The 18,118-nt window shown below is 61.4% G+C and carries 9 protein-coding genes; 5 read left to right on the top strand and 4 right to left on the bottom strand.

Going from position 1 to position 18,118, the window contains the following annotated elements; translation table 11 throughout:
- Nucleotides 1-42: 42 nt before the first annotated feature.
- Nucleotides 43-402, bottom strand: coding sequence for a nuclear transport factor 2 family protein (locus J3U87_RS04070; RefSeq protein WP_237381755.1), 360 nt, complete (start codon nt 400-402; stop codon nt 43-45).
- Between the two features lie 421 nt (nt 403-823).
- Here J3U87_RS04070 and J3U87_RS04065 point away from each other — a divergent pair, with 421 nt between their 5' ends.
- On the top strand, nt 824-1,678 hold the full coding sequence (locus tag J3U87_RS04065; RefSeq protein WP_237381754.1) for a helix-turn-helix domain-containing protein: 855 nt from the start codon (nt 824-826) through the stop codon (nt 1,676-1,678).
- 317 nt (nt 1,679-1,995) lie between these two features.
- Here J3U87_RS04065 and J3U87_RS04060 read toward each other — a convergent pair whose 3' ends face one another.
- On the bottom strand, nt 1,996-2,376 hold the full coding sequence (locus J3U87_RS04060; protein WP_237381753.1) for a type II toxin-antitoxin system Phd/YefM family antitoxin: 381 nt from the start codon (nt 2,374-2,376) through the stop codon (nt 1,996-1,998).
- A gap of 249 nt (nt 2,377-2,625) precedes the next feature.
- Here J3U87_RS04060 and J3U87_RS04055 point away from each other — a divergent pair, with 249 nt between their 5' ends.
- A complete protein-coding gene (locus J3U87_RS04055) occupies nt 2,626-3,498 on the top strand; it encodes an ABC transporter ATP-binding protein (protein ID WP_237381752.1) in 873 nt (290 codons plus the stop codon).
- Between the two features lie 11 nt (nt 3,499-3,509).
- Nucleotides 3,510-7,064: an ABC transporter permease/M1 family aminopeptidase gene (locus J3U87_RS04050; protein ID WP_237381751.1), complete on the top strand. Its 3,555-nt coding sequence runs from the start codon at nt 3,510-3,512 to the stop codon at nt 7,062-7,064.
- A 129-nt stretch (nt 7,065-7,193) separates the two neighbouring features.
- Here J3U87_RS04050 and J3U87_RS04045 read toward each other — a convergent pair whose 3' ends face one another.
- Together J3U87_RS04045 and J3U87_RS04040 are read right to left on the bottom strand one after the other, a co-directional pair.
- On the bottom strand, nt 7,194-7,391 hold the full coding sequence (locus tag J3U87_RS04045) for a tautomerase family protein (protein WP_237381750.1): 198 nt from the start codon (nt 7,389-7,391) through the stop codon (nt 7,194-7,196).
- A gap of 69 nt (nt 7,392-7,460) precedes the next feature.
- Nucleotides 7,461-8,198: an SDR family NAD(P)-dependent oxidoreductase gene (locus J3U87_RS04040; protein WP_237381749.1), complete on the bottom strand. Its 738-nt coding sequence runs from the start codon at nt 8,196-8,198 to the stop codon at nt 7,461-7,463.
- 135 nt (nt 8,199-8,333) lie between these two features.
- Here J3U87_RS04040 and J3U87_RS04035 point away from each other — a divergent pair, with 135 nt between their 5' ends.
- Together J3U87_RS04035 and J3U87_RS04030 are read left to right on the top strand one after the other, a co-directional pair.
- The gene (locus tag J3U87_RS04035) at nt 8,334-9,221 is read left to right on the top strand and encodes a LysR family transcriptional regulator (RefSeq protein WP_237381748.1); all 888 of its coding nucleotides are present in this window, start codon (nt 8,334-8,336) and stop codon (nt 9,219-9,221) included.
- 702 nt (nt 9,222-9,923) lie between these two features.
- Entirely contained in the window at nt 9,924-17,393 is a 7,470-nt protein-coding gene (locus J3U87_RS04030) for a proprotein convertase P-domain-containing protein (protein WP_237381747.1), read from the top strand.
- Nucleotides 17,394-18,118: the final 725 nt, after the last annotated feature.

Genomic DNA, 18,118 nt, shown 5'->3' with positions numbered 1-18,118 from the left:
GGAAGTTCCCATTATCACGAACATCTCATCCAAGCGGTTAACTCACCCTTTCGATTTTTCAGAAAAGGCCGCGGTATCGAATACCAGCCGCGTGTGCTCGATCCCGTCGCTGCCACAGCGAAAAGTCTGCATCATGACCGTGCTGACACCGGGCTTGGAGAACCGGTACACCAGGCAGGCAGACCCTTGCGAGACAAAGGATTCGAGGATTTGGCAGCGCCAATCCTCGGGAGGATCGGCCTTCAGGGTCTCCACGTAGGCTTCGGCACCGTCGGCCAGGAGAAAGGGACCTTCGAATTGGAAGGAAGGCGCCAGCAAGGAGTACAGGCGGTCGAGGTCTCGACCGGAGAACAGGATTTCGAGAAATTGCCGCGCGAGGGAAAGGGGTTTGGACGACGTCATCAGGGTGCTCCGCTTGCGAGAAATGGGAACGAAAGGTCTGCGGTTTGACGAATGTATCGGAACAACGGGTGGGAACGAAAGGTCTGCGGTTTCACGAATGTATCGGAACAACCGGGACACCCATAAGACGGAAGTACGCTACCCAGGTGAAAAAACAACCCCAATTGGAAACATCGATCGAGAAACGCGTGCCGTCGACGCCGCCGCGAGACCTCGAAACACGGCGGCATGGACGTTCGAACGCGCCTCGATCGCGGAACATCGCTGCTTTCCACTTGCAACGGAACCATATTCTGGATAAACAACAAGCTGAATGACGCGTTGTTGCGGTATGCAGAATCACTCGATGACACACAAACGACCCCAGCGCCGCCATACGACGCAACGAACATGTCCGACTCAGCGATGGAGACCCAAATCCTTGTGTGATCCTTTTTCGAACGAGCCATACCCCTCCGCCCGTCCGCTCAACGAGCGCGGCGATTGGGTGCTGCGCGCTCCTGGCGAACTGGAGCGGTTGGAGGCTTATTTCGCGGGCGTGGCCTACGCGCCCCACAGCCACGACACCTATGCGCTGGCCTGGACGCTCGGCGGCGTCCAGAGCTTCACCTATCGCGGTGCGGCGCGCCACAGTCTCGCCGGCCGCACGCTGGTGCTGCACCCCGACGAAAAACACGACGGTCGCGCCGGAACCGAGATCGGCTTCCACTACCGCGTGGTCTACGTGGCCCCGGAACAGATTCAACTGGCATTGGGCGGCAAGCCGCTACCATTCATCGAAGGCGGCATTTCGGAAGATCCACGCCTCGACCGGGCCGTGGCCGCCCTGCTACGGGAATTCGACCAACCCCTAGAGCCCTTGCAGGGCCAGGACGCCCTGTTCGACCTGGCCGTGGCCTTGGACGGCGCTTCGACCACCCCCTCGGGCCAACGCAAGTCCTTCGACTATCGCGCCGCCGACCTGGCGCGGCAATACCTTTGCGATTGCCTCGATCAGCCGATTCAGTTGGACGACCTGGAGGACGTGAGCGGTCGCAATCGCTGGCAGCTCTCGCGCGATTTCCGGCTGCTGTTCGGTACCAGCCCCTACCGCTACCTGATCATGCGCCGCCTAGACCGGGCAAAAGGTCTCATGATTCGGGGTGAATCACTGGCGGGCATCGCCATCGACTGCGGCTTCTCGGACCAGAGCCACATGACGCGACAATTTCGCAAAGCCTACGGCATGACCCCGAAACAATGGCTCAAGACCCTGGGCATCGCCTTGCAGAAGTAGGATCTGAACCCGATACGACACGGTTGTCGTGCGAAAACATCAGAAAAATTTCACAATTTCTGGCCGGTCTCTCTCTTGAAACAAAGTAGCTCGGAGTGCCCGAATGCCGAGAGATTCGTCGTGCCCGATAGGTTCATCGGCCCGATGAACTTTTCGAAGCGATTCATGATCAGAGTTCCCGGATTCTTTGAGAGTCGGCACGGCAGTAAGTTGGTCACGGCCGGTATGGCAGGGGCGGTAAGCCGGCCCGGCCGACACTTCGAAGCGATCAAGACTGCGTAGATCCGAAACGCCAAAGAGCGAAGCACCGATAGAAGCTAGAGCTTCGGAATGTGCGACCAGCGGTCGCACCTACCGGGCACGACGCCACTCTTAATGAATGCGGGAACTTCCTCGCGATCCGTTTCGATTAGTTTCTGACCTGAAACCCAGTGGTCGGAATGCCGATGGTCCGGCCATCGGCCTGAGCAGCGACTCATGGAGAGAAGTTCCAATTCCACGTCCTCGATTCCGGGCATAGCCAACAAGTCCGCAATTTTGTCACCGCGATCCGTAAGGCGCCGAAAATCCTCGATCGCCAAGAGAACATGCGTGGGCCGTCCTCGATGGGTAATAAACACCGGTCCCAAGTTGGCAGCCTTCTTGGCGCGACCCGTATTCTTATTAAATTCGCGGCTCGTCAATGCGGTGATTTGCACGGGGACACCTCCTTTCAACCGAATGTATGCACACGACTGCACTTGTGTCAGGTCCCGATCTCGCCGTTCGATTGGCTCGGTTACATGAGCATATCGATCAGGGAAAGAATGCCTCAACCCATGATTCGGATATTCCACCCCTGGACAACGTGCACGATCGTTCTATAAAGGTGGGGCGCCCATCTGTACCTTCTTCACCATGACCCTACCTGGGTCGTCTGCAATTCATTTCGCCGTGAAGGAGGTTCCATGCTCGTCATCGAAGGCCTGGAAAAAACCTATGACAACGGGGTCCGTGCCTTGAACGGCATTTCCCTGAACATTTCGAAGGGCCTGTTCGGGTTGCTCGGCCCCAACGGCGCCGGCAAATCCACGCTGATGCGCACCATCGCCACACTTCAAACCCCCGACAAGGGCCGGATTCATTTCGACGGCATCGACTGCCTGAAACAGCCGAACCTGTTGCGGCAACGCCTGGGTTACCTCCCCCAGAATTTCGGTGTGATTCCGCGCGTGTCGGCCCTGGAGCTGCTCGATCATCTGGCCATGCTCAAGGGGTTGGTACAGCGCCGCCAACGCCGGGAAGTCGTCGACGACCTGCTGGCGATCACCAACCTGTACCAGCATCGAAAGAAAGCGGTCAGCGGGTTTTCCGGGGGCATGCGCCAACGCTTCGGCATCGCGCAGGCGCTGCTGGGCAATCCCGACCTGCTGATCGTCGACGAACCGACGGCAGGCCTCGACCCGGACGAGCGCAATCGCTTTCACAACTTGCTGGTGGGCCTCAGCCAGGAGAAGGTGGTGATCCTGTCGACCCACCTCGTGCAGGACGTGGCCGAGCTTTGTAGCGAAATGGCCGTCCAAGCGGGTGGCAGCATCCTGCTGAAGGGTCATCCCAAGGACCTCCTGGAACAACTGGAGGGCCGGATCTGGCAAACCACGGTCGAGCCCGACGAGGTCGCGGCGATCGAGGCGGAACTGTGCGTGATCTCCAAACGGCTCAGCGCGGGACAGACCCGGCTCCACGTATGGCAAGCCAGTCAACCGCCCGGGTTCCGTCAGGTCCCTCCCGATCTAGAGGACGTCTATTTCACCTGCCTGCGGCAACACGACGCGGCATAAGGGAGCGACCCATGATGTGGCATCAATTCCTCTTCCAATGGCGGGTGTTCCTTCGCCAACCTTCCTTTCACGCCTCGGCCCTGGTCTGCCTGGTCACCGGATTTCTGGCGACGACCCTCAACCAACTGAGCATGGGCGGCGCCAGCCTCTGGAAAAACGGCCCCTACGTCATCACCCTGGTCATGGTGATCGTCGGATTGCTGGCCTTGGTGCCGGCGGTGGTGTTCATCGCCCAGGCGGCCACCCGCGACATCAGCTCGGAGATGGCCGAAATCCTCTACTGCAAACCCATCAAGCCGCTTCCCTATCACCTGGGCAATTTTTTGGGTGCCTTTTCGGTGTTGGCCGTCACGGTGGCTCTGGTTCCGCTCGGGCTGTGGCTGGGTGCGAGCATGCCATGGGTCGACCCCAGCCGGCTGGGTCCCTTCCGACTCGCGCCCTACGTGCAGGCCTTTTCCCTCTTCAGCCTGCCCACCCTCTTCACCCTCGCCTGCTTCTTTCACGTCGCCGCCGTTCGTTTTCAATCCTCGATGGCCGTCTACATCAGCGCGTTGGTCCTGTTCATGGGTTATGAAATCGGCAGCGGCTTCGTCGAAACCCAACACCTCGATAGCACGGCGGCCCTGCTCGACCCCTTCGGCCTCGCGACCTTCCAGGAGGCGACCCGATATTGGACCCTGTTCGAGAAGAACCATCAAGCGGTACCCCTGGCCGGATTGACGCTGGCCAACCGCGCACTGTGGTTCCTGCTCAGTTTGGCAATGCTGGTCGTGTTCGGTCGCCTCACCCAGCCACTCCGACTGCGCCAACCGCGGGTCAAATCCAAGGCGACCCCATCGGCCGAGCCGCCCATGGAAGCAGCCGTCCGGCCGCCCCAGGTCAAAGCCCGAACCGAGGCCGGTTTCACCGCGTTTCGTGGTCTGGTGCGGTTCGAGTTCAAGCGCATCACCGCCAATCCGGCCTTTCGGATCATCGGGGCCATCACGCTGTTCTTCCTGGCGATCATGATGTTGGAGCCGCGCGGTTCGTTCGGCACCGACATCTGGCCCCTCACCCAGGTGGTGGTCGGCATCATCCAACAGTCGCTCACCTTTTTCATGCTGATCCTCATCGGCTTCTTCAGCGCGGAAGTGGCTTGGCGCGAGCGGGAACACGGCATGGCCGACCTGATCGACAGCATGCCCGTCAGCCGCTTCAGCCTGCTGTTGGCGAAATGGGTGGCGGTCGGGTTCGTGGTGATCTCGGTCGCGGGGGCCTCGATGATGCTCGGTCTCGCCTTCCAGGCCTTTTCCGGCTACTTTCATTTTGAAATCGAACAGTACCTGACCCGCCTGCTTTTTTTCTCGGTCCTGCCCTGGCTGATGTACACGGTCCTGGCGTTGTTCCTCCAGGCCTTGTGCGCCAACAAATACGCCGGCATGCTGGCCTTCGCGCTGATCCTGATCTCCGACCTCGCCATGGAGTCGATCGGCTTGGGCCACCATTTGCTGCGCTTCGCGAAGGCACCGTCGTTCACCTATTCGGACATGAACGGCTACGGCACGGGTTTGTCTCGGCACCTTTGGTACATGCTCTATTGGGGCGGCCTCAGTGTGGCGTTGAGTGTACCGGCCTATCTGTGGTGGCCCCGCGGCGTTTCGAGGGCATGGAAGAATCGACTGCGCGGGTTCGCCGGGGACCTGAATCTGCCAGGCAAAATCACGCTTGCCGGCGGACTGGCCATGTGGGCCTTCGCGGGGAGCGTGATTTTCTACAACACCTGCATCCTCAACGAATACCTTACAGCCCACCAGAAAAACGCGCGCATGGCGGCGTACGAAAAGCGGTTCGGCGCCCACTTGGGCGACCCGGTGCCGATCATGACGGCGATCGAGAATGACATCGATTTCTACCCCAGCGAACGCAAGATCGAGGCGAAGGCCGCGTTCACGGTGACCAACCGGGCCGATACGCCCATCGAACGGTTTCTGGTCCTTCCCCCGGAATTCGCGATCCATTGGCACATGGAACTGGAAGGCGGCGCATTGCAGACCGAGTCGGCGGAGTTCGGCACTCGCTGGTTTCATTTCGATCCCCCGTTGCAGCCGGGAGAGCGACGCGAAGGCCGGTTCGAGGTGGTGCGCCAACAGCGCGGTTTCAAGGAAGCGGACGAAGACGTCCAGGTCGTGGAGAACGGAAGCTTCATCAACCACGAGGAGTTGTACCCCCGTTTCGGGTATCGATCGTACTTGCAGTTGGTGGGTCGCCAGGACCGCCGACGGTTCGACCTCCCTCCCGCGCCGCGACGCCCCAAACTGGACGACGAAGTCCACCTCCACAAGAGCTTCATGGGCCCGGGTGTGGGTTTCGTTCAGTTCGAAGCCACACTCTCCACCGATTCGGATCAGCGCGCCATCGCTCCAGGCCATTTGGAGCGCGAATGGACCGAAAACGGACGCCGCTTTTTCCACTACCGTGCCGAAAAACCCATCATCCACTTTTTCACTTTTCTCTCGGGTCGGTTGACGCGCGCGGCGGACGAGCACAACGGCGTCTCGATCGAAGTCTTCCACCATCCAACCCATGGAATGAACACGGATCGCATGATCACCAGCATCAAGGATTCGCTGGACTACTTCACGACCCAATTCGGGCCCTATCCCCACCGGGACATTCGTATCGTGGAGTACCCGAACTACCGGGGTTTCGCGCAGAGTTTCGCGACCACGATTCCCTATTCCGAACACGGGTTCCTGAACGATCTGCGGGACCCGGACGACATCGATCCCGCCTACAAGACCACGGCCCACGAGATGGCCCACCAGTGGTGGGGCAACATGATCGCCCCGGCCAACGTGCAGGGCTGCGGCGTTTTGGCAGAATCGTTGTCCCAGTACAGCGCCCTCGCGGTCATGGAACGCAGGTACGGCACGCCCAAACTGCGGCGCTTCCTCAAGTACGAACTCGACAACTACCTTCGGGGCCGCACCCGCGAAGTGGTGGAGGAGATGCCGTTGATGACCAGCGAGGACCAGAACTACATCCACTACCAAAAAGGTTCGGTGGTCATGATGTACCTGCGCGACATGTTGGGCGAAGCCCGCATGAACGCCGCGCTGGCCACCTTCCTGGAACGCCACGCCTACCGCACGGACCCGTTTCCGACGACGGCCGACCTTCTGACATGCCTGTTGGAAGTGACACCGGAGGAAAAACGTCCCATGCTGGAGGCCAGCTTCCAACAGATCATTCTCTACGATCTCCAGGTGCTGGAGGCCGAGACCGAAGCGTTGCCGGACGGTCGATTCCAGGTGGACCTGACGGTCTACGCCAACCGCTTTTCCGCCGACGGTTCGGGTCGCGAAACCCCCATCGCTCTCGTGGAAGACATCGACATCGGGCTTTTTCTCGAAGATCCGGCGGAAATCGAAGATCAGGAGAAGGTGCTCTATTTGGAAAAGCACCGGCTGCAACAAGGCGAAAACCACATTCGCCTCGTGGTGCCCCGACAGCCCAGTCACGCGGGTGTCGATCCGTTCATCACCTTGATCGACCGCGACAGCGAGGACAACCTGGTTCGGTTTTGAGGTGCGAATCGCCAGCCCTTTCGGAGTGTCGATCCGCTCGGATTGCGGATACTCCGAGCGAGGTGTTTCGTCGGCGTTCGAGGCATATCGGCAAAAAACCCGGGGCTCGGCACCCCGGGTTTTTTTCGATCAGGTGAAGCCGTTGGGTCCGTACTGCTTGGCGTGCAGTCCCCAGTTTTCCAAGGGAAGCTCTTCGATCACGATGAAGGTCGAGGCCGGATTCTTGTTCAACACATCCTGCAGCACCTTGGTGGTGCCTTCGATCAGGGCCCGTTTCTGCTGCGGCGTGACCTGTTCATCGGTGATCTTGATATTGACGTATGGCATGGCTCTTCTCCTTTGATATGGGTCGAGGTGGAAGGACGATCTCGGCTCGCGATTTTCGACCGATCGCGTTCAGGGGCGGGCGGCCACGTATCCGCCGTCCACCGGCAGGATGACGCCCGTCGTGAAATTGTTTTCGGCGAGGAACAGCACCGCTTCGGTGATGTCGCCGCTCTCGCCGATGCGATTGAGCGGATGAATGCCGGCCAGCCCGTCCACCTGTGCCGGATCGTGGAGAGGGGTGCGCACGATGCCAGGCGCCACGGTGTTCACCCGAATGTTGTGCGGCGCCACCTCGGCTGCGAGATTGACGGTCAGCCCGTGAATCGCGCCCTTGCTGGTCATGGGCGCGGTCACCGGCAAGCCGACCATGGCGTGGTCGATCAACACCGTGCCGATGTTGATGATCGAGCCCCCTTCCTGGCGCATCATCTGCCGCACCGCCGCCTGCGAGGTGAAGTAAGTCCCCTTCAGGTTCGTGCGCCAATAACGCTGTAAATCGTCCTCGGTGACCTCCAGGAACGGCTTGGGGCCGAAGATGCCGGCGTTGTTGACCAGGACGTCCACACTGCCGAAGCGCGCCACGGCCACCCGCACCATTTCCCGGCCGACGGCCGCGTCGCCAATGTCGCCGGCCACGATGGCGATGCGGTCGGGTGCCCCCAACCGTTCGGCTTCGGCTTCCAACAAGGCGCGATTGCGGGCGTTGAGCACGAGATTCGAGCCTTTGGCGAAAAACCCTCGCGCGATGTCCAGGCCCATCCCCTGCGATGCGCCGGTGATCAGTACGGTTTTGATATTCGTAGACACGTGTCCTCCTGACGATTCTGAAGTTGCGGTGATTCCCGCATGGGTTGAGGACAAGATAAATGCAAACTCGATAATGATCTAATATTATAAAATCATAATCTCGATAACCTTTAGCTATCGACCAAGGAGACCCCCTTGACGCACGAACAATTGAGAATGCTGCAGGCGATCGTCAGCGCGGGCAGTTTCCGCGGTGCGGCGGAGCGCATCTACAAGTCCCAGCCGGCGCTCAGCAAGATGATCAAAAAGCTGGAGGAGGCGTGCGGCTTTGCGCTGTTCGACCGCACCACCTACCGACCGACCTTGACGCCCCGCGGGAAGATCTTCTACGAGAACGCCCGAACGGTCCTGCACCGGTTTTCGCAACTCGAAGGATTGGCCATGCAGTTGGCGGCGCCGGAGGAAACCCACGTCCACCTTGCGGTCAATGCGATCTGCCCGCTCTCGGATTTGCTGGAGACCATGAAAGCGGTGGCCGCGCAATTCCCGGCGACGCGCTTCAACCTCTCCACGGAGATGATGGGCGGTGCGATGGAGGCCCTATCCGACGGCAGCGCATCCCTGGCCATTACGACCCAGGACGACATGAACCCGGAAACCATGGAGGCGGTCCCGTTCACCTCGATACCCATCATCCCGGTCGCACACCGAGACTACGAGCCGGCCCGCGAACAACGGATCCATTCGGCCGAGGAAATGCGGGGATACGTGCAGGTCCTGGTGGCCGACAGCAGCCGGCATTCACCGGAGCAGTCGCGCGACGTGATCGCCGGCGTCCGACACTGGCGGGTGAGCGACATCGCCACCAAGAAGCAGATCATTCTGGCCGGCATGGGTTGGGGCGGCCTGCCCGAATACCACGTGCACCAGGAGCTGGAGCGCGGCGAATTGGTGCGAATCTACGTCGAGGGCTTCGAGGGCGGCCATTCCGATCAGTTCCTGATCAGGCGCACGGATCGCCCGCTGGGCGTGGTGACCCAGGCCCTGTGGGACGCGCTCCTGGGCACGACGAAAGGGGAATGACGCGGCGCGCGAGCCACCCTTCCCCGCAAAAGGATTTCCGCCCAAAGTCCCCGCATCGCGAGAAGGACGTCGTCGCGGTAGGTGCCGGGCCCGCCCAAGGCGCTGGGCCGACAAGACGAAGCAACCAACGCGGCAACTGCCCATGACGCCAGGGAGCGGAGCAGACTTTCTCCCCCACCGCACCCAACCGAAGCCACACACCCCAAAGCCCCCGCATCGCGAGAAGGGTCGAAGCGACCGCGCCCGTGGATGGGCGACCGTCGATTTTTGCACGGTAGCACGGGGTGCGACTCCCGCGGAGGGCCATTGCAATTTCAATCCCGCACAAAAAAACTCAATAAAAGCCAGGTAGCTACCGAGACACGAAAATAGACACCCACAACACAACACGAGCCTCCGAGTTTATAAGCTCAAAAAAACTCCATACCGCAGGAATCAATCACTTTTTGCTTGATTTTCCACGCCAAAAGAGTACATGCTTAGGAACAATCTTCGGACAAACAACTATTTACACCTCGCGTGAGTTCTCCCGACACGGGGCGTCGTTCACCGACCACCCGAAAAAAGTCATCAACTCTGCGCAGTTCTTTCAACCGGTCATTTGAGCCATTCGTGAGACAGCTTCGTTCTCGTCCACTCGCCTGGGTCCGGGCCACGCCAACTCGGCCATGCGGGTTTCATTGCCTATGGAGGGTAAATTTTATGTCCAGTTTTCGAATGCTTTTAAAATCAGCATTGCTCAGCACGTTTCTGGGGGTGCTGGGCAACGCTACCGCACTGTTTGCCCAGTGCCCGGCCGATGCCGGCACCGACCAAGACATATGTGAAGCGAGTCCGGGATCGCAAATCATCTTAGCCCTCCAGGGGAACGACCCAGGCGTCGGGAACACCGGCTTGTGGACGGTGATTTCCGGCCCGGGCGGCCATATCTTCAGCGACGCGACCGATCCCAACTCGACGTTCACGGCGCCCAAGAACTCCACCTGGACGCTGCGTTGGACCATCACGCAGGCGGATACGACCGAGTGTTCCGACGACGTGGTGCTCAACCTGTACGAACCGACCACCTCCGACGCGGGCCCGGATCAGACCGGTGCGGTCGACGGCGTCTGCGGTTCCAGCACGACCATCATGGGCAACGATCCTGCCGGCGGCAGCGGTGAATGGACGATCGTTGCCGGTGACGGCAACGGCTTCTTCGGCGCGGCCGCGCCCCGCGGCGGCGGCCCCACGACGTCGACCAACCCCACCGAGACCTTCAACGGTACGCCGGGCCAAACCTACACCCTGCAGTGGGCCACCTCGAATCCCTCCTGCCCGCCGGTGACCGACACCCTGGACATCGAGTTCTTCGCACCGGTGACCCCCAACGCCGGCGCCGACCAGAACGTGTGCGGCACGACCACGTTCCTGGGCGCGGTCCTCTCGACCGGAACCGGCATGTGGAGCATCACCTCCGGTGCCGGCGGCGTGCTGGGCGATGCCAGCAATCCAGCCAGCTCCTTCGACGGCAACTTCGGCGTCACCTACACCTTGACGTGGACCGAAACGAACGGTCCCTGTTCCGATAGCGACACGGTCAACATCACCTTCTTCGACAACCCGACCGTCGCCGCGGCCGGAGTCGATCAAGACGTCTGCGCGGACAACACCACCCTGGCCGCCAATGCGGCCGGCGGTTTCATGGAAACCGGGACCTGGTCGGTCGTAATAGGAGCCGGTGGCTCCTTCGGCGACGCCAACAGTCCCACTTCCTCCTTCACGGGCACGCGCGGCGTGACCTACACCCTGCGTTGGACCATTTCCAACGGCGTCTGTCCCATTTCCACCGACGACGTCCAAGTGGACCTCCGCGAAGACGTCACCGCGAATGCCGGCGCCGACCAAAGCGTCTGCGGTACCACGACCTTCCTGGGCGCCTCGTTGTCCACCGGTACCGACGGATCCTGGTCCATCATCTCCGGTGTGGGCGGCACCATCGACACCCCCACCAGCCCCACCAGCGGCTTCAGCGGGACCGTCGGCACGACCTACACCCTCCAATGGATGGAAAACAACGGTCCCTGTAACGACACGGACACCGTCGACATCACCTTCTTCGACAACCCGACCGTCGCCGCGGCCGGAGTCGATCAAGACGTCTGTGCGGACAACACCACCCTGGCCGCCAATGCAGCCGCCGGTTTCATGGAAACCGGGACTTGGTCGGTCGTAATGGGAGTCGGTGGCTCCTTCGGCGACGCCAACAGTCCCACTTCCTCCTTCACGGGCACGCGTGGCGTGACCTACATCCTGCGTTGGACCATTTCCAACGGCGTCTGTCCCATTTCCACCGACGATGTCCAAGTGGACCTCCGCGAAGACGTCACCGCGAATGCCGGCGCCGACCAAAACGTCTGCGGTACCTCGACCACCCTGGCCGCCTCGTTATCCACGGGTACCGACGGATCCTGGTCCATCATCTCCGGCGTGGGCGGCACCATCGACACCCCCACCAGCCCCACCAGCGGCTTCAACGGGACCGTCGGCACGACCTACACCCTCCAGTGGATGGAAAACAACGGTCCCTGTAACGACACCGATACCGTCGACATCCGATTCTTCGACAATCCGAGCGCCAATGCGGGTCCCGACCAGACGGGCATGGCAAACGGCGTCTGCGGCACCATGGCGACCCTCGCGGCCAACGCACCCGGTACGGACGAGACCGGAACCTGGTCGGTGATCTCGGGTGACGGCAACGGCAGTTTCGGCGACGTCAACAGTGAAACCTCCAGCTTCAGCGGCACCACAGGCCAGACCTACACCCTGCGCTGGACGCTCACCAACGGCGTCTGCCCCGATTCCTCCGACGACGTGGACGTCGAGTTCTTCGCCGAACCGACCACGGCCTTTGCCGGTGACGACTACGTCGTGTGCTTCGGGCCGGTCACCAAGGGTGGCGGCGTCATCGTTCGCCTGCAGGGTAACGATCCGGGCGCCGGCGAAACCGGGATGTGGACGGTCGAGTCCTCCACGCCCCCGGCAGCGGCCTTCAGCTTCGACGATCCCACCATCGCCAAACCCTTTTTCACGGGTGACGAGAACGCAACCTATACCGTGCGTTGGACCATAACCCCGGTGGCGGGCTCTCCCTGTCCGGCTTCCACCGACGAGGCGACGGTCACCTTCCCGGCCAACCCGCCCACCGCCACGGCCATGAACCAAACGGTGTGTAGCGACACCGTGACCCTCGACGGCAGCGATCCCGGCACCAACACCGGCACCTGGACCATCGAAATGGGTGACGGCAACGGTTACTTCGGCGGCGTGCCCGGTACCCTGACCTCCAATACCTTCAACGACATGTTCACCGGTACGCGCGGGACCTCCTACACCCTGAAGTGGCTGATCGCCAGCGGCAACCTCTGCCCCGACTCCGAAACCGAGATCACGATCAGCCTGGTGGACGACCCGACGCCCGCCAACGCAGGCCCGGATCAGACCGGTGTCAGCGGTGTGTGCGGCGTCAACGCCACCCTGGCCGGCAACGCGCCGACCGTCGGTACCGGGATGTGGACCATCACCGGCGTGGCGGACGGCATGGGTGTCTTGACCGATCCCAGTGACCCGACGACCACCTTCTCCGGGACACCCGGTCAAACCTATACCCTGACCTGGACCACCAGCAACACGCCCTGTACCGACTCCACCGACACGGTCGACATCGAGTTCTTCGACACCGAGGTGGCGCTGGCCGGTCCCGATCAGAACCTCTGCACCAATCCCATGAGATTCACGGATAGCACTGGTAGTGGCGACGTTCCCATTCTCGACAACGACACCACCACGGACATGATCAACATCGCGGATCCCGGGGCCGGCACCTATCCCAACGCCGCCACCATCACCCGGACTTCGGTATTCCTGCGGATCGAGCATACCGACTTCCGGCAGTTGAACGTGTCGCTGCAAAGCCCGATGGGCACCACGGTCAACCTGTTGGACGGTTCCAACGGCTGCCATCCGCTCCAAAACTTCATCAACGTGGGTTTCGACGATTTGTCGACCCGCCCCTTCTGCAACGGATTGGTCGGGCCCGCCGACCTGACCATGACGCTCGTCATGCCGGAAGAGGCCCTGTCGGCATTCAATGGCCAGACCTTCACCGGGAACTGGACCCTGACGGTCATCGACAACGCGGTCGGCGAAACCGGAATCTTCGACTGGGATCTGGTCTTCGAAACCAATTCCACCACCATGACCACCCTGGCCGCCAATACGCCCTCCCTGGGCACCGGCATGTGGTCGGTCACCTCGGGTGACGGCAACGGCGTCTTCGGCGACGCCAGTTCACCGACCTCCACCTTTACCGGCACCGTCGGTCAACGCTACACCCTCCAGTGGGAGATCACCGGTTCCGATCCCTGCCCGCTGACCAACGACACGGTTATCATCAACTTCCTCAACGATGACGAAGCGTTTCTCGAGGGCTTCAGCCTGCCACCCGCGGCGTGTGAAGGGACCGATTTCGTCCAATTGGATGCATTCGAGCCCCCCGCCGCGGAAGGCACCGGGACCTGGAGCATCCTAGCTGGCGACGGCAACGGCTTCTTCGACGACACCCCGGGGCAGGTCACATCCAACTTGGCCAACGCCACCTTCCACGGTACCCGTGGTCAATCCTATGAAATCCTCTGGACCGTGAACAACGCTTGTTTCGTGCCCAAAGGAGGAACCAATACCGCCGGTACCATCGTTTCTTTCCCGAACAACCCCAGCACGGCCAATGCCGGTCCCAACGTCGCCCGCTGTGTCATCGGCGTGACGACCGCAACGGCAACCCTCAATGCCGAAGCGCCCGCCATCGGCGGCGGGTTCTGGAGCATCGCCAGCGTGACACCCTCCACCAATTTGGGTGGAGAGATTTTCTCGGATATCGAATCACCCACCAGTCAGTTCACGGGCAACGTCGGCTCGGTCTACGTGCTCGAATGGACCACGATCCCCGCAATATTCCCAACCCCGGATGGATTTGTCTGCACCAGTTCGGACCAGATGGAAGTGATCCTGAAGGAACTGCCGGCCGCCAACGCCGGTCCCGATCAGGTGAACTGCTCCAACGACACCACTCTGACCGGCAATGCGCCCACTCCGCCAGTGGTCGGTACCTGGTCGATCGTGAGTGGTGACGGCAACGGCAGCATCACCGATCCCAACAATCCAAACAGTGAATTCACCGGCAACCGCAACGTGGCCTACACCCTGCGTTGGACCTTGGCCGACGACATCTGTACCACCTTCGACGACGTGGTCATCACCTTCATCGAAGACCCGATCGCCACCGCTTCCAACCAGGATGTCTGCGACACCACCGCCACCCTGGACGGCGGCCACAACGGCACTCCCGGCGAGTTGCCCCTGCTGGCCACGGGTCAGTGGACCATCGTGGACACGGTTCCGGCCGGTAACATGAACGGCCAGTTCGGAGCCGGCGGCACCACTTCGACCAATCCCACCGACACCTTCACCGGCGACGCGGGTGTGACCTACAACCTGCAGTGGACGATCAACAACCCGCCCTGCTTCTCGGATAACATCCAAGTGGCGATCGAGTTCGTGCAACCGCCGGACGATCCCAACGCGGGTGCGGACCAGACCGAATGTTCCTTCGGCGCCAAGTTGGAAGAAGTGTTCGATCCGGCCGCGGCGATTCCCGACGACGGCACCGATTTCGTGGATACCCTCGAAATCAGCCGCTGGATGCCCGGCAACATCTTCGACGTGAACGTCTTCATCGACTACGCGCACGAGAATGCCGACGAACTGACCTTCACCCTGACCCACATCGAATCGACCACCTCGATTCCCTTGATCACCGGTTTGACCTGCGGCAACCAGGATGCGGGCCTGCGGATCCTCGATGACCAGGCGCCCAATGCCTTGGGTTGCGGCACCGGCTGGTTCCGCCCGGTGGGTCTGGTACCCAAATCGGCCGCCGATCTGAGCACCTTCAACGGCATCGAGTTGACCGGCACCTGGCAGTTGACCGTTTCCGACGGTTCTCCTGGCGGCAATACCGGCACCATCAACCGTTGGGGCCTGATCATCAACGAAGGTACGGTCAACCTCGCCGGGTTGCCCGATCCGCTCTCCGAGCCATCCATGATGGGTTCCTGGGGCTTCGCCGACGGCGGCGAGGGTGACGGTCTCGGGTTCTTCGCCGACGTGCCCGGCCAGCAGTCGACCGCGCCGGCCAACTCCGGCTTCACGACGACCTTCACCGGCACCCCGGGTGTGACCTACACCCTGGCGTTCACCACCGAGAACAGTTCCTGCCCGGAAAAAGAAGACACGGTCACCATCACCTTCGACGAGGCACCGACCTTGGCGACGGTGGGCCCGGACCAAATGGTCTGTAGCGACACCACGACCCTCACCGGCAACGAGCCGGTCGTGGGCCAGGGTACCTGGTTCGTGATCAACGTGGCGCCCAACGATCCGGGTCTGCCGCCCGATCCCGGCGGTGAGAGCTTCGCCGATGTGAATCTCTTCAACACCAGCTTCACCGGTAACCGCGGCTATACCTACACCTTGGGTTGGGGCATCGACAACGGCACTTGCCTCGGCACCGTGCTCAAGCGCTGCAAAGGCGATTGCGACAACATCGAAGAACTCCAGGTTCGCCTGGATCTGGATCCGACGCCGGCCCAGGCCGGACCCGACCAGACGGTCTGCGATACGTTGACCACCACCCTGGCCGGCAACGCCCCCGCCGTCGGCACCGGACAAGGTACCTGGTCCTTCGTCGGTCCCGGTAACATCGTCTTCGGCGGGCCTGACAAGACCGCATCCTCCAACAAGCTTCCCGGCAGCAACGATCCCAATACACAGATCACCGCCGACACCCTGGGCGAGTACACGCTCACCTGGACCCAGAGCAACGGCGTCTGCACCGACAGCACGGACGACGTGGTCATCACCTTCGGCGTGAGCCCGACCACGGCCAACGCCGGGGCGGATCAAACCGGTGCGAACGCGGTCTGCGACGGTGAAGCCAACCTGGCGGCCAACGTGGTCGGCGGCGGTGAAACCGGAACCTGGTCCGTCACGCTCGGCGACGGCAACGGCGCCTTCGGCGACGTCAACTCACCGACCACCACCTTCACCGGCACGGCCGGTGTCACCTACACCCTGCAGTGGTCCATCGGCAACGGCGTCTGCCCCGATTCTTCGGACACGTTGGACGTCCTGATCCAGCCCATCCTGGATGCCCAGGCGGGTGACGACCAGTTGGTGTGCGATCTGGATCCGGCCGTTTTGGCCGCGGTGCTTTCCAACGGCACGGGTGGTACTTGGTCGGTCATCACCGGTGACGGCAACGGCATGTTCACCGATGTCAACGATCCCACCACCACCTTCACCGGCACCACCGGGGTCACCTACACCTTGCAGTGGGAGGAAACCGACGGTGTGGCCTGTACCGACACCGACACCGTGGACATCACCTTCTTCGCCACGCCCATGGTCGACGCGGGTGACGACTTCGGGATCTGCATCGCCGACACCATCACCCTGGGTGCCTCCGATCCCACGGTCGGCACGGGTACCTGGACGGTCCAGTCCGGTCCGGCAGGTGCGGATACCAACTTCGCCGATGCCAACGATCCCACCACGACGTTCACGACGGACCTCGCCGGCGAGTACGTCCTGGAGTGGGAAGTGGTCAGCGGCAGTTGCGTCATCGCCGACACGGTCACCTTGGACATCGACGAGTTCCGTGTCGAGGTGCCGGCCAACCAGGCGCAGGGCCTGTCCACCATCCAATTGGAGGCCACGCCCTTCTGCACCAGCAAAAACAGCACGATCCAATGGCGTGACATCACCAACGGTTCGGACTTCCCGGTGGATCAGAACCCGATCTCCCTGAGTCCGGCACCAACGGAGAACACCGAGTACCGGGTCACGGTGACCGACAACGACACGACCGGCACGGTCCAGGCGACGGTGCTGATCCTGGTCGGAGACGACACCGACTTCCTGGATCTCAACGGTGACGGCTGTAACGACGCAACCGACTTGTTCGTGATCACGGAGAACTGGCGCGAGCTGGTGACCGACGATGCGAACGGCGACGGCATCATCGACGTGTTGGATTTCATGTATATCCGCACGGGCGAAGTGTGTCCGTAGTCGCAACCCCTTATTGATCCGACCTTCCGCAACGGGCGGCCCGAACTTCGGGCCGCTTTTTTTATGCACCCTCTATTAATAATGTATGGAACTTCGCTTCCTCCTCGAAGTTCCGCGACGGGAGAGCCGTCGTGCCCGGTAGGTTCAGCGGCCCGCTGAACTTGTCGGAGTTACATCGTCCAAGGTTCCCGCATCTTCGAGATAGCCGTCGTCGCGGTAGGTTGGTCACGGGCGGTATGCCCGCCGGGCCGACATTTCGCAGTCGTTCCTCTCGGAGTTCCCGCATCTTCGAGAGAGTCGTCGTGCCCGGTAGGTTCAGCGGCCCGCTGAACTCATCGGAGTTACATAGTCCAAGGTTCCCGCATCTTCGAGGGAGCCGTCGTGCCCGGTAGGTTCAGCGGCCCGCTGAACTTGTCGGAGTTACATAGTCCAAGGTTCCCGCATCTTCGAGAGAGTCGTCGTCGCGGTAGGTTGGCCCGCTGGGCCGACATTTCGGAGTGATTTAGGTAACGTAGGCGATACACGCCAAAGAGCGAAGCTCCATAGTTCGCAGTGGGTTAAATCGTGATGTCGTTTGTCACAACCGTACCCGTATGTTCGCTGGGGCCTCGTGGTTTAGCTGTGGATCTGCCCAGCCAACCTTTCTGGCTTGCGGGTAAGACGACTCTCTACCGGGCGTGAGAGCAGTGAAGAATTCGTCGGAGTTGCCCATTTCGCTGATCGAT

It is taken from the genome of Sulfidibacter corallicola (assembly GCF_017498545.1).
Classification (GTDB): domain Bacteria; phylum Acidobacteriota; class Holophagae; order Acanthopleuribacterales; family Acanthopleuribacteraceae; genus Sulfidibacter; species Sulfidibacter corallicola.
Note: the sequence above shows the minus strand (reverse complement) of the source record. Positions and strands in the feature narration are given on the sequence as shown.